The organism is Bradyrhizobium sp. BWA-3-5 (genome assembly GCF_032917985.1).
In the GTDB taxonomy this organism is placed as follows: domain Bacteria; phylum Pseudomonadota; class Alphaproteobacteria; order Rhizobiales; family Xanthobacteraceae; genus Bradyrhizobium.
Genome location: NZ_CP136626.1, coordinates 4110425 through 4122925, shown reverse-complemented (window position 1 = coordinate 4122925; position 12501 = coordinate 4110425). Strand labels below are relative to the sequence as shown.

Here is a 12501-nt window from a genome sequence, read left to right as displayed (position 1 = left end):
CCGTTACTTCAAGACAAGCTTCGCTGGGTCGAGTTTCGACTGCAGCATCTTCTGTGTCGACATCACCTCGATCCACCAGGCGAGTTGCTCGGGCTTGAGCACCGGCTCGGAACGGTTCGGCGGCGTCGCCTTGACCAGTTCGATCGGCTGCTTGGTGAATTTGGCAATCGAGTTCGAGGCCTTTTCGCGGTCGTTGTTGACGATCTCGGCGGATTCGGCGAGCGCTTCGCGGAATTTCTTGATCGCAGCGGCGTTCTTGTCGGCCCATTCGCGCGAGGCGGCATAGAAGATGATCGGATCGGTACGCGCCAGCTCGACCGCATAGCGCGCGCCGACCGAGCCCAATCCGGCATTGGTCATGCGCGTGACGAACGGTTCGGCCGTCAGCACGGCATCGACGCCGCCGGACTTGATGATGTCGGCCATGGTCGGGAAGGTGACCTCGACGAAATTGACGCCCTTGGGATCGACGCCTTTCTCCACCAGCCATTTCACGAAGAGCACGTGGAGGAAGGCATTCAGCCCCGGGGCGCCGACTTTCTTGCCGACGAAATCCTTCGGCTCCTTGATGGTGATGCCGTTGCGGACAAAGGCGGTAATATTGCCGTTCGACACCGGGCTCATCACGGTCGCACCGGCAATCGCGACGAGATCTAGCCCGCCATCGGCCGCCTGCAGGAACACGGTCGAAGTCGGCCCGCCGATCTGGATCGAGTTCGACAGGATCGCCGCCGGGATATTCGAGTTGATCGCGATCGGCGTCATCTCGACTTCGAGCCCGTGCTTTTTGAAAATGCCTTCGTCAATCGCGACCATTGCCGAGGCGCAGTCGGAGGTCGCCGTGCAACCGACCTGGATCTTGGCTTGGGCATAAGCAGTGCCGGTCAGCGCCACGCTGATGGCAAGGGCGGCAAGGGCCTGTTTCACGGTGTTCTCCCCAGTCACATTTTTCTGTCTTGTTTATCGATATTTTTTTTGATCATATATTTCGACTGAAAACAAGGGGCTCATCCAGTGAAACTCGCAACATTCAAATCCGGCGGACAGGAAAAGATCGGGCTCGTGCATGGGGGCGATACGCTTCTTTTCGATCTGGCGGCCGCCGCCAGTCGGGGCGGCGGTACTAATCCGGCCTTCACATCGATGCTGGCATTGATCGACGCCGGCGAAGTCGCGCTCGAACAGGCGGCAAAACTGTTCGACCAGCATGGCAAGGACGAAAGCCTGTCGGTGCCAGTGGCCGGGGCGGACATTCTCGCGCCTGTCCCCGAGCCGCGGCAGATGCGGGACGGCATGTCGTTCCCGCTACACATCCTGCAGGCCCCGCGCGGCCAGCTCAAGCTCGCCGCGCGCGCCAGGAACGACATGGCGGAGCTGGCGCGGATCGAGGCAGAAGCGCTCGGCGAATTGCCGGAGGTCTATCGCAAGCAGCCGATCTACTATATCACCAACCGCTTCAGCGTGCGCGGCACCAACACCACGGTGAAATGGCCGCGCTACAGCGAGGTGATGGATTACGAGCTGGAATTCGGCATCATCACCAAGAACAAGGGCGCCAACATCTCCGCCGCCAAGGCGAAAGATCACATCTTCGGCTACACGATCTTCAACGATTTTTCCGCGCGCGATGCCCAGCGCATCGAAATGGAAGGCCGGCTCGGCCCCGCGAAAGGCAAGAGTTTTGACGGCGGCAATGTGATGGGGCCGTGGATTGTCACGCCAGACGAGATCGGCGATCCCTATAAGTTGAAGATGGAAGCGCGCGTCAACGGCAAGACACGTTCGCAAGGGATAAGCGAGGGCATGCTGTTCCCGTTCGAGGAGATCATCGCCCATGTCAGCCAGGACGAAACGCTGATGGCTGGTGAGTTCATCGGCTCCGGCACCGTCGGCAATGGCTGTGGTCTCGAACTCGGCTGGTATCTCGAGCACGGCGACACGATCGAGCTCGAGGTTGAAAAGATCGGAATTCTGAAAAACCGGGTCGAGCGGCAGTAGCGGCCTTTCGGATCACGCAACAAGAAACATCCAGAGAGGAAACGCCATGGCGCGCAAATTGATCGACATTTCCGTTCCGCTGCAAAACGACGTGCCGGCCGATCCGCCCGGCAACCACCCGACCATCCAGTACATCGATCACCAGCAGGGCCTGCCGCGCATGCTGCAGTTCTTCGACGGGCTGAAGGCGGAGGACTTGCCGGATGGGCAGGGCTGGGCGGTGGAGCAGGTCTCGCTCTCCACCCACAACGGCACGCATCTCGACGCACCCTGGCACTTCCATCCCACCATGAACCGGGGCGAGCGCTCCTGGACCATCGACGAGGTGCCGCTGGAATGGTGTCTTCAGCCCGGCGTGAAGCTGGATTTCCGGCATTTCCCGGACGGCTATGTCGTGACCGCCGCCGATGTCGAGGCCGAGCTCAAGCGGATCGGGCACACGCTGGCGCCGCTTGAAATCGTCGTGGTCAATACCAGCGCCGGCGCCAAATATGGCAGGCCCGACTACGTCGTCTCCGGCTGCGGCATGGGATATGAGGCGACGATGTATCTTCTGGAACGCGGCGTGCGGCTGACGGGCATCGACGGCTGGAGTTGGGACGCACCGTTCGTCTACACCGCGAAGAAATATGCCGAGACCAAGGACGCCAGCCTGATCTGGGAAGGCCACAAGGCGGGGCGCCATATCGGCTATTGCCACCTTGAGAAGCTGCACAATCTCGAGCAGCTGCCGTCGACCGGCTTCATGGTATCGTGCTTCCCGGTGAAGATCGAGCGCGCCTCCGCCGGCTGGACCCGCGCGGTTGCCATCCTCGACGGCTGAGGGCGGCACGCGACAACAAACAAAAATTGGGGAGAGAACGAATGACGGATCTGCGTATACCCCCGTTGCGGGGATGCTTCTGCTGCGGCCCAGCCAATCCGTCAGCCTCCGCAACAAGCCGGCGCGGCTTCATGCTCGGCGTCGGCGCGCTGGCGCTGACGACTGCGGCCGGCGGCAACCGCGCCGCGGCACAAACCGCCAACGCAAAGCCGCTTCGAATCGACGTCCACCATCACCTGTCGCCGCCGACCTATGTGACCGCGTCGAACGACGCCGGCTTCGGCGATCCCCTGATGAAGAACTGGACGATCGAGAAATCGATCGATGACATGGACAAGGCCGGCATCGCGACGTCGATGCTCTCCGTCACGACGCCAGCCGTCAATTTCACCAAGGGCGATGCGGCGCGACGGCTCTGCCGCGAGGCGAATGAGTATGCCGCCAAGCTCGTTGCCGATTATCCGGGACGATTCGGCAATTTCGCCATGCTGCCGCTCACTGATGCCGAAGGCAGCCTGCGCGAACTCGCCTATGCGCTCGACACCCTCAAGGCGGACGGCATCGCGCTGATGACGAGCTATGGCGACAAGTGGCTTGGCGACCCGCTGTTTCTGCCGGTCATGGAGGAACTGAACCGGCGCAAGGCGCTGGTCTACACCCATCCGACCGCGGCCAATTGCTGCGTGAACCTGGTGCCGACGCAGCCGCCCGTGATGATCGAGTTCGGCACCGATACGACGCGCACCATCGCCGATATCGTCTTCTCCGGCAACGCGCGGCGCTTTCCCGACATCCGCTGGATATTCTCGCATGCGGGCGGGACGATGCCGTTTCTGATCGAGCGTTTCGTGCGCCATCCGCTGCTGGCGCCGAAAGCCAAGGAGACGGTGCCGGACGGCACGCTAGCCGAGTTGAAGCGCTTCTTCTACGACACCGCGCAGACCTCGAACCGCAGCGCGATGTCGGCGCTGGCGGCGATCATCCCGCCGTCGCAGATCGTGTTCGGCACCGATTTTCCGTACCGCACCGGAATCGATCATGTGAAGGGATTGCGCGAGGCCGGCGTTTTCACCGACGAGCAGATCGCAGCGATCGAGCGCGGCAACGCGCTGAAGCTGCTTCCGCGACTGGCGAGCTAGTTTGCGCGTGGGCCAATCCGTTCGGACATCGCTGCGCGTCCCACAAAAATAAAGGCACGCCGCATATCCGGCGCGCCTCTATCTTGGTTCGATCCCGTCTGAAGCGACGGGGTCGGCTATATCACCACCTGCAGACGCGGACGCCGTAGGCGTTCCACCAGCAACGCGGGCCGACCACCGGGGCGCCATAGTAACCGTAGCCTCGGCCGTAGAAGCCGCGACCGCGATAGAAGCCACGGCCGCCGCGATAGAAGCCACCGCCGCGATAGCCTCTGCCCCCGCGATAGGCCTGCGCCGGCGAAGTCGTTGCGCCCACCAGAATGGCAGAGGTGCTGGCGACGTAGACGAACAACAAAGCCAGCGCTGCGAGGCAGCGGGTCAGGATATTGTAGCGTTTAGCCATTCGAGAATCTCCGGTCACTTCCAAACATCTGGACGTCAGCACTATCTCACTTAGACGCGCGAGAAAGCTATCGGTTCAGATGCGCTAAGACAATATTTTCAAGGTTCTATCGAGCTTTCGGGACTTTATTAAGAAGGGCAGGTAAGGTCAAGTTAAGGCAGGAGGCTGCGAATTTCTGGACGCCGCGCCGTTCATGTTCCTGAATACTTGCTGAACGCCGATGGTTGTGCGCTGCAGAAATCTCATGGAAGCTACGGCTCGGCCACGCCTGCAACTTGATCTCGACATGATTTCCATTTCTCAGCGTAAGACGATCTCGCTTTAACGAGTAAACATGCCCAAAAAACACACTTACGTCCTTGGCCTGAACACCTACGACCACGATGTGAGCGCCTGCCTGTTGCGCGATGGCGCCATCGCCTTTGCGATCGCCAAGGAGCGCATCACGCGCGCCAAGCACGCCTCCGGCTTCTACAAGGAAGTGATCGACTACGTTCTCGAAGCCGAAGGCATCACGCTCGACGACGTCGATCTGGTGGTGCGCAATTGCTACATTCTTCCGGTCCCGGAGATGGAGGAGCGGCTGGTCTATTTCGACGCGCCGGGCTTTCTGCCGGACTTCGAGCGCGGCGATGCGGCCAAGCACCCGCTGTATCTGAAGCATTCGGACAAGGTGGTCACGATCTCGCACCACCTCGCGCACGCCTACAGCGCCTTCGCGGTTTCGCCGTTCGAGGAAGGCGTCGTGATGATCGTCGATGGCGTCGGCAGCTACCGCTCCGATGTCATGGAATCCTTTCCCGCGGAAGATACAGCTACGCCGCTGGCGCGTGAATCGGAGAGCTACTACAAGTTCAACGGCACGACGCTGGAGTGCCTGAAGAAGGTCTGGATGGAGCCGGACCGCGGTTTCCTGAGCGACGAATTCTACAACATGCCCGGGCTCGGCGCGCTCTACAGCCGCGCCTCGACCTACATCTTCGGCGACTGGAATAAATGCGGTGAGCTGATGGGGCTGGCGCCGTATGGCCGCCGCGACCAGGTCAAACATCTCCTGGAGATGCATGACGGCAAGCTGGAGGTGCCGCACTGGACTGCCGAGTTCAAGCAACCCTACGTGTTCGATGGTGCCGCCAACTGGGAGAAGAACCCGGCGATGCGGCATTGGGAGGACCTTGCCTGGCGTACGCAGGACGACACCGAAAACGTATTGCTTGCCCGCGCCCGCTGGCTGCGCGAAACCACCGGCGCGAAGAATCTCACCATGGCCGGCGGCGTTGCACTGAATTGCGTGGCGAACGGACGCCTCGCCCGTGAAGCCGGCTTTGAGAACGTCTGGATCCAGCCCGCCGCCGGCGACGACGGCATTGCGATCGGCTGCGCCTATTATGGCTGGCTCGAGATCCTCAAGCAGCGCCGCGGCTTCGTGATGGACCATGCCTATGTCGGCCGGCGCTACAGCGATCGGGACGTCGCCAAGGAATTGCAGAAGTTTCTGGTCAAAATCCAGGCCGATGTCGTCAGGAGCGACAATGTCTGCCGCGACACCGCAAAGCTGCTTGCCGACCAGAAGGTGATCGGCTGGTTTCAGGACCGTTCGGAATTCGGTCCGCGCGCGCTCGGCAACCGCAGCCTGATTGCCGATCCGCGCAAGGCCGAAATGAAAGACATCCTCAACAGCCGCGTCAAGCACCGGCAGGCGTTCCGTCCCTTTGCGCCGATCGTACTGTTCGAACGCATGAAGGAGATTTTCGAAGGCGAGGAGGACTCGCCGTTCATGCTGATCGCCAAGCCGGTACGATCAGAATGGCGGGACAAGATTCCAGCGATCGTGCATGTCGACGGCACGGCGCGGGTGCAGACCGTGCGCGAGGAAACCAATCCGATGCTCTATCGGCTGCTGAAGGAGTTCGAGGCGCTGACCGGCGTTCCCGTGCTGATCAACACCTCATTCAACATCAAGGGCGAGCCGATCGTGGAGACGCCGCAGGACGCCGTGAACTGCTTCCTGACCACCGGCGTCGATCATCTGGTGATCCACGATACGATCGTCTCGAAGAACAGGATGTACAAGGTGGTCTCGCCGGTGCTCAACGTCTACGCCGACGTGCGGACCCTGGTGGCCTCGACGGCGCAGCCGGCCTAAAGGCCGACCGCCGCGCTCAGCCGGAAGCCGCCGGGGTGGCTTTCGGCGCGGGCTTCAGCGGCTTATCCTGCCGCTTCGACCAGGAAATGTAGTAGGCGACGATGGTCATGATCGCGATGCCGGTCACGCTGACGAAAATCTGCGCGAACAGCGAGCCAGAGCTCAGCGACAGTTCGAAGTGCCCGACGAACGACAGGAACACGCCGACGCAGAACACGGCGAGCGACTGCTGACCGCACACCACCAGCGGATCGAAGATCTTCCATTCCAGTCCGGGCCATTCCTTCGGTACGAAGCGGATCACCAGGATCACGATCGCGGCGAAGTGCAGGAAGCGATAGGGCGCAAGATTGGTCTTGTCGTTGGGGTTGAACGCCGAAAACAGCCAGTGCGGGAACATTTCGCCGAACGCCGGGAAGCGGCCAGCCATCGTCATGATCAGCGAGAAGATCAGGTAGCCGATGCACAGATACAGCGTGACGGGCGCATTGATGATGGCGAGGTTGTTGCGGGCGCCGCCAAGCGCGCACCAGGCGCCGAACACGAACAGCACCTGCCAGGCGAACGGATTGAAGTACCAGGTGCCCACCGGATAGGCGGGCAGGTTCCAGCCGGTCTGCCGCGACACCAGCCACAAGGCGATGGCGGCCAGCATGGTCCAATTGGGCTGGCGCAGCATGAACCACAACACCGGTGGAAAAAGTCCCATCAGCACGATGTAGAGCGGCAGCACGTCGAGATTGACCGGCTTGAACTTCAGGAACAGCCCCTGCCGCAGCGTTTCGGTCGCGTTGTCGATCAGGCCGACCACGTTGAACTCGTTGACCAGTTCGGAATCGCCAAAGCGCAGCGCCAGATAGCTGATCGAGGCGATGTAGATCACGAACAGGATGATATGGGCGACGTAGAGCTGCCAGACCCGCTTGGTCAGCCGGGTGGCGCCGACGATGAAGCCGCGTTCCAGCATCATCCGCGCATAGACAAACGAGGCGGTATAGCCGGAAATGAAGACGAAGAGGTCGGCCGCGTCGCTGAACCCGTAATTCCGGGTGGTGATCCAGTTCACGACGTTGTCGGGAATATGGTCGAGGTAGATCGCCCAGTTTGCGACCCCGCGAAACAGGTCGAGCCGGAGGTCGCGTCCTTTGTCGGGCAGGGTGGCGTTGATTTTCATGGGTGCCGCTTCGTGATGCCTTCGGGGAGATCGCGCCGCAAGCCGGGGTCCCGGGCGCCGGATAGCCCTAGATTGTCACAGTACGGCATAATGACTATACCGGTACGGAAATGGTACATCCGGGTTTCTGGAATCACCGCTCAATCTCTGAAAAGTGTCTCTATACTATCCCGGCCGTTTCCACCAACCGTTACCATGTCGCAGATCGATCGAGGACCCGACCATCCATGACCGCACGGATTTTCAAGCCCGCCAAGAACGCGATGCAATCGGGCCGGGCCAAGACCCGGGAATGGCAGCTCGACTATGAGCCGGAGCAGCCGCGGGCCGTCGAGCCGCTGATGGGCTGGACCTCGTCAACCGACATGAAGCAGCAGCTCACCCTGCAGTTCGACACCAAGGAAGACGCGATCGCCTATTGCGAACGCAAGGGCATTGCCTACCAGGTGATCGAGCCCAAGGATTCGGTGCAGCGGACGGTCGCTTACGCCGACAATTTCGCCTTCAAGCGCGTCGAGCCCTGGACTCACTAGGGCCAGTCGTGCCGTGCCGTGCGCCCGCGTTGCGGGCGATGCTATTGCGACGGATCCGATGTCGCCGGCGGGATCGGCAGCGGCGCATCCTTGGCGGCGCCGAGCACCGGGAAGGTCCTGATGTTGCGGACCTCGGGCATTGCGGAGAACTGCAGAAGCTGCTGGTGCATGCCCTCGACGTTTCGCGCCACACATTTGAGCAGATAGTCGGCGTCGCCCGAGATCCGCCAGGCCTGCAGGACCAGCGGAATTGCGGCGATCGATTTCTCGAACGCAAGCAGGGGGGCCTGGGCCTGGCTCTGCAACTGAATCAGGACAAAGGAAATCACCTCATAGCCGAGCAGCTTTTCGTCAAGCGTGGCCCGGATGGCGCTGACGTAGCCGCGCTCCCGCAAGGCGCGGACGCGGCGCCGGCATGGCGGCTCCGATAGGCCGACCCGCTCGGCCAGCTCGTTGTTGCGGATGCGCCCGTCCCGCTGCAGCTCCGACAGTATTTTCAGGTCGAGCTCGTCGAGGGGCGGGCGTTCCGTCATGGGCACCTCACCGGCGCACCGGCTTGCCGCGCGCTGCGATGCGCGGGGAGGGCGCGCGCTTGGTTGGGGCTCGCCTGGCTGCTGCGCTGGAGGCGACGCCCGACAATACCAGCTTCTCATGGGCGGCGACGATTGCCTCCCTGGTGAGACGGCCGCCCGGCCGGTACCAGGTGGTGAGACCGGTCAACAGAGCCAGAATAGCAAAAGTCGCCACCTGGGTGTCTACGACATCGAACTCGCCCTCGGCTACGCCTTCGCTGAGTATTTCCGCCAGCCGCCGCTCATAGGCGCCGCGTAGCGCCACGATCGCCTCGTAATTCTTCGGCTCCAAGCTGCGCAGCTCGGAATTGGCGATGAACACCTCGCGCTTCTTGGTCATGTGGTAGGTGACGTGGAAGGCGGTGAAGGCGCGGAGCTTGTCGGCCGCCCGCTGCTTGCCCTCCAGGGCGCGGTCGAGCTGGCGGAGCAGCTCGTTAATGTGGTCCCGTATCAGGTCGAACAGCAATTCCTGCTTGGTCGAGATGTGGTTGTAGAGCGAGCCCGATTGGATACCGACTTCGGCCGCGAGCTGGCGCAGGCTCATTGCGGCGTAGCCATGCTCGAAGATCAGGCGCAGCCCCGCCTTGCGGATCGCTTCCATCGTCTTGGGGCCGTGTGAGCCGATCGTCCGCGCCATGGAGGCCTCTTGAAAGTGGCGTTCGCCAGCCCCGTGGAAACAAGCAAGCGATCGTATAATGATGACATGAAAATATAGCAATTTCAATTGTCTGTAGCGTTCATTAAGGCTTTCACAGGTTTCTCTTGCGATGGCATTAAAAAAACGTATGATCGTTTAATTCCAGGGACGATATCGGGGGAAATGATGGCCTCAAACCGGGCGCTGCTGCTGAACTTCGACCTCGGCGAGACCGCGGACGCGATCCGCGAGACGGTGCAGGCGTTCTCGCAGAACGAAATCGCCCCGCGCGCCGCCGAGATCGACCGCAGCAATCAGTTTCCGCGCGACCTCTGGCCGAAGATCGGCGCGCTCGGCCTGCACGGCATCACGGTCGAGGAGGAGTATGGCGGTGCCGGCCTGGGCTATCTCGAGCACTGCATCGCGGTCGAGGAAATATCCCGCGCCTCCGCCGCGGTCGGGCTGTCCTATGGCGCGCATTCCAACCTCTGCATCAACCAGATCCGCCGCAATGGCAACGCGGCGCAAAAGCGCAAATACCTGCCGAAGCTAATCTCCGGTGAGCATGTCGGCTCGCTCGCGATGTCCGAGCCCGGCGCCGGCAGTGACGTGGTCTCGATGAAGACCCGCGCCGAGAAGAAGGGCGGCCACTTTGTGCTCAACGGCAACAAGATGTGGATCACCAACGGCCCGGTCGCCGATACGCTGGTGGTCTACGCCAAGACTGATCCCAACGCCGGCCCGCGCGGCATGACGGCTTTCCTGATCGAAAAGGGCATGAAGGGGTTTTCCACCGCGCAGAAGCTCGACAAGCTCGGCATGCGCGGCTCCGACACCTGCGAACTCTTGTTCGAGGATTGCGAGGTGCCGGAGGAGAACGTGCTCGGCGAGGTCGGCCGCGGCGTCAACGTCTTGATGAGCGGCCTCGACTATGAGCGCGCGGTGCTGGCGGCCGGCCCGATCGGTATCATGCAGGCCTGCATGGACGTCGTGCTGCCCTACGTGCACGAGCGCAAACAGTTCGGCGAGCCGATCGGCACGTTTCAACTGGTGCAGGGCAAGATCGCCGACATGTACACCACGATGAACGCCTCGCGCGCCTATGTCTATGCGGTGGCGAAAGCCTGCGACCGCGGCGAGACCACGCGGGAGGACGCCGCCGGCGCCATTCTCTATGCCGCCGAGAAGGCCACGCAATGCGCGCTCGACGCCATCCAGCTCTTAGGCGGCAACGGCTACATCAACGACTATCCGACCGGGCGGCTGCTCCGCGACGCCAAGCTCTACGAGATCGGCGCCGGCACATCCGAAATCCGCCGCATGCTGATCGGCCGGGAGCTGTTTGAAAAGACGGCTTGAACTTCACATTCGGCCGAAGATGGTACAGGCTGTCGCGTCTCCTTCAAGGCCACGGTTCCGCTGCTCCTGAAAGCCGTCGCAAGGCACTCCAGCATCCAAAGAAACGCCAATCATGCCGCTCCATTCCACCATTGATCCCACATCATCAGAGTTTGCCCGCAACGCCGACGTGATGCGGGGTCTTGTGGCCGAGCTGCGCGACAAGTTGAAGGTGGTTTCCGGCGGCGGTGGTGAGGCGTCGCGCAAGCGGCACACCTCGCGCGGCAAGATGCTGGCGCGCGAACGCGTCGACCTTCTGGTCGATCCCGGCACCGCCTTCCTCGAACTGTCGCCGCTGGCCGCCAACGGGCTCTATGGCGGTGACGTCCATTCGGCGAGCGTGATTACCGGCGTGGGACGCATTTCCGGCCGCGAATGCGTCATCGTCGCCAATGATGCCACCATCAAGGGCGGCACCTACTATCCGATGACCGTGAAGAAGCATCTGCGCGCGCAGGATATCGCGCGGCAGAACAATCTGCCCTGCGTCTACATGGTCGATTCCGGCGGCGCCTTCCTGCCGATGCAGGACGAGATCTTTCCGGACGAGCGGCATTTCGGCCGCATCTTCTACAACCAGGCGCAGATGTCCTCGCTTGGTATTCCGCAGATCGCGATCGTGATGGGCTCCTGCACCGCCGGCGGCGCCTATGTGCCGGCGATGTCGGACGAGAGCATCATCGTGCGCAACCAGGGCACCATCTTCCTCGGCGGGCCGCCGCTCGTGAAGGCGGCGACCGGCGAGGTGGTTTCCGCCGAAGAGCTCGGCGGCGCCGACGTGCATTCGCGGCATTCCGGCGTCACCGATCATTACGCGCAGAACGATGCGCATGCGATCGGGATCGCCCGCCGCATCGTTGCGACCTTGAAGCAACCCACCAAGGCCACGCTCAACATGCGCGAGCCGCGGGAGCCGCTGTTTCCGGCCAAGGAAATCTATGGCGTAGTCTCCGCCGACGGGAGAAAGCCGTTCGATGTCCACGACATCATCGCGCGCATCGTCGACGGCTCGGAGTTCGACGAATTCAAAAAACTCTATGGCTCGACGCTGATCTGCGGCTTCGCCCACATCTGGGGCTATCCGGTCGGCATCATTGCCAACAACGGTATCCTGTTCAGCGAAAGCTCACTGAAGGGCGCGCACTTCATCGAACTGTGCTGCCAGCGCAATATTCCGCTGGTGTTTTTGCAGAACATCACCGGCTTCATGGTCGGCAAGAAATACGAGGCCGGCGGCATCGCGCGCGACGGCGCCAAGCTGGTGACGGCGGTGGCGACCGCGGGCGTGCCGAAATTCACCGTCGTGATCGGCGGATCCTATGGCGCAGGCAATTACGGCATGTGCGGGCGATCCTACAGCCCGCGCTTCCTCTGGCTGTGGCCGAACGCCCGCATCTCGGTGATGGGCGGCGAGCAGGCTTCGATGGTGCTCAGTCAGGTGCGCCGCGACAATATCGAGGCCAAGGGCGAGACCTGGTCGGCGGAAGAGGAAGAGAAGTTTCGTGCGCCGATCCGCGCGCAGTATGAAAGCCAGGGCAATCCCTACTATGCTACTGCGCGGCTATGGGATGATGGCGTCATCGACCCCGCCGACACGCGGCTGGTGCTCGGCCTTGGCCTTTCCGCCGCGGCCAATGCGCCGATCGAACCCACGAAGTTCGGCCTGTTCAGGATGTGA

The 12501-nt window shown here is 62.0% G+C and carries 12 protein-coding genes; 7 read left to right on the top strand and 5 right to left on the bottom strand.

What is annotated here, in order from left to right:
- Positions 1 to 3: 3 nt before the first annotated feature.
- Positions 4 to 927, bottom strand: coding sequence for an ABC transporter substrate-binding protein (locus tag RX331_RS19875; RefSeq protein ID WP_317251612.1), 924 nt, complete (start codon positions 925 to 927; stop codon positions 4 to 6).
- Between the two features lie 87 nt (positions 928 to 1014).
- Between RX331_RS19875 and RX331_RS19870 the strand changes: the two genes are divergently transcribed.
- From RX331_RS19870 to RX331_RS19860, 3 genes are read left to right on the top strand one after another with little or no spacing between them, the layout of a single operon-like run.
- Positions 1015 to 1998 (top strand): fumarylacetoacetate hydrolase family protein, encoded by a 984-nt coding sequence (locus RX331_RS19870; RefSeq protein ID WP_317251611.1) that lies wholly within the window; start codon positions 1015 to 1017, stop codon positions 1996 to 1998.
- 46 nt (positions 1999 to 2044) lie between these two features.
- Positions 2045 to 2821: a cyclase family protein gene (locus tag RX331_RS19865; RefSeq protein ID WP_317251610.1), complete on the top strand. Its 777-nt coding sequence runs from the start codon at positions 2045 to 2047 to the stop codon at positions 2819 to 2821.
- 41 nt (positions 2822 to 2862) lie between these two features.
- On the top strand, positions 2863 to 3960 hold the full coding sequence (locus RX331_RS19860) for an amidohydrolase family protein (RefSeq protein WP_317251609.1): 1098 nt from the start codon (positions 2863 to 2865) through the stop codon (positions 3958 to 3960).
- Between the two features lie 121 nt (positions 3961 to 4081).
- Here the strand turns inward: RX331_RS19860 and RX331_RS19855 are convergent, their stop codons facing one another.
- The gene (locus tag RX331_RS19855) at positions 4082 to 4363 is read right to left on the bottom strand and encodes a hypothetical protein (protein WP_317251608.1); all 282 of its coding nucleotides are present in this window, start codon (positions 4361 to 4363) and stop codon (positions 4082 to 4084) included.
- Positions 4364 to 4697: 334 nt separating this feature from the next.
- On the opposite strand from RX331_RS19855, the gene RX331_RS19850 reads away from it, so the two are divergent.
- Complete coding sequence (locus RX331_RS19850; protein WP_317251607.1) at positions 4698 to 6509, top strand: carbamoyltransferase; 1812 nt, start codon at positions 4698 to 4700, stop codon at positions 6507 to 6509.
- Positions 6510 to 6525: 16 nt separating this feature from the next.
- Here the strand turns inward: RX331_RS19850 and RX331_RS19845 are convergent, their stop codons facing one another.
- Positions 6526 to 7683: an OpgC domain-containing protein gene (locus RX331_RS19845; RefSeq protein ID WP_317251606.1), complete on the bottom strand. Its 1158-nt coding sequence runs from the start codon at positions 7681 to 7683 to the stop codon at positions 6526 to 6528.
- Positions 7684 to 7910: 227 nt separating this feature from the next.
- Between RX331_RS19845 and RX331_RS19840 the strand changes: the two genes are divergently transcribed.
- Positions 7911 to 8216, top strand: a complete 306-nt coding sequence (locus tag RX331_RS19840) for an ETC complex I subunit (protein WP_317251605.1) — start codon at positions 7911 to 7913, stop codon at positions 8214 to 8216.
- 41 nt (positions 8217 to 8257) lie between these two features.
- On the opposite strand, the gene RX331_RS19835 is transcribed toward RX331_RS19840, so the two are convergent.
- Both RX331_RS19835 and RX331_RS19830 read right to left on the bottom strand, forming a co-directional pair.
- A complete protein-coding gene (locus RX331_RS19835; protein ID WP_317251604.1) occupies positions 8258 to 8749 on the bottom strand; it encodes an Lrp/AsnC family transcriptional regulator in 492 nt (163 codons plus the stop codon).
- 7 nt (positions 8750 to 8756) lie between these two features.
- Complete coding sequence (locus tag RX331_RS19830) at positions 8757 to 9425, bottom strand: TetR/AcrR family transcriptional regulator (protein ID WP_317251603.1); 669 nt, start codon at positions 9423 to 9425, stop codon at positions 8757 to 8759.
- 186 nt (positions 9426 to 9611) lie between these two features.
- Between RX331_RS19830 and RX331_RS19825 the strand changes: the two genes are divergently transcribed.
- Both RX331_RS19825 and RX331_RS19820 read left to right on the top strand, forming a co-directional pair.
- Positions 9612 to 10784 carry an isovaleryl-CoA dehydrogenase gene (locus RX331_RS19825; protein WP_317251602.1) on the top strand — a complete coding sequence of 391 codons (1173 nt, stop codon included), beginning with the start codon at positions 9612 to 9614 and terminating at the stop codon, positions 10782 to 10784.
- A gap of 112 nt (positions 10785 to 10896) precedes the next feature.
- Complete coding sequence (locus RX331_RS19820) at positions 10897 to 12501, top strand: carboxyl transferase domain-containing protein (RefSeq protein WP_317251601.1); 1605 nt, start codon at positions 10897 to 10899, stop codon at positions 12499 to 12501.

Coding starts and splice junctions, on each gene's coding strand:
- RX331_RS19865 (WP_317251610.1), top strand. CDS start 2,045: ATGGCGCGCAAATTGATCGACATTTCCGTTCCGCTGCAAAACGACGTG.
- RX331_RS19855 (WP_317251608.1), bottom strand. CDS start 4,363: ATGGCTAAACGCTACAATATCCTGACCCGCTGCCTCGCAGCGCTGGCT.
- RX331_RS19830 (WP_317251603.1), bottom strand. CDS start 9,425: ATGGCGCGGACGATCGGCTCACACGGCCCCAAGACGATGGAAGCGATC.
- RX331_RS19825 (WP_317251602.1), top strand. CDS start 9,612: ATGGCCTCAAACCGGGCGCTGCTGCTGAACTTCGACCTCGGCGAGACC.
- RX331_RS19835 (WP_317251604.1), bottom strand. CDS start 8,749: ATGACGGAACGCCCGCCCCTCGACGAGCTCGACCTGAAAATACTGTCG.
- RX331_RS19850 (WP_317251607.1), top strand. CDS start 4,698: ATGCCCAAAAAACACACTTACGTCCTTGGCCTGAACACCTACGACCAC.
- RX331_RS19860 (WP_317251609.1), top strand. CDS start 2,863: ATGACGGATCTGCGTATACCCCCGTTGCGGGGATGCTTCTGCTGCGGC.
- RX331_RS19820 (WP_317251601.1), top strand. CDS start 10,897: ATGCCGCTCCATTCCACCATTGATCCCACATCATCAGAGTTTGCCCGC.
- RX331_RS19840 (WP_317251605.1), top strand. CDS start 7,911: ATGACCGCACGGATTTTCAAGCCCGCCAAGAACGCGATGCAATCGGGC.
- RX331_RS19845 (WP_317251606.1), bottom strand. CDS start 7,683: ATGAAAATCAACGCCACCCTGCCCGACAAAGGACGCGACCTCCGGCTC.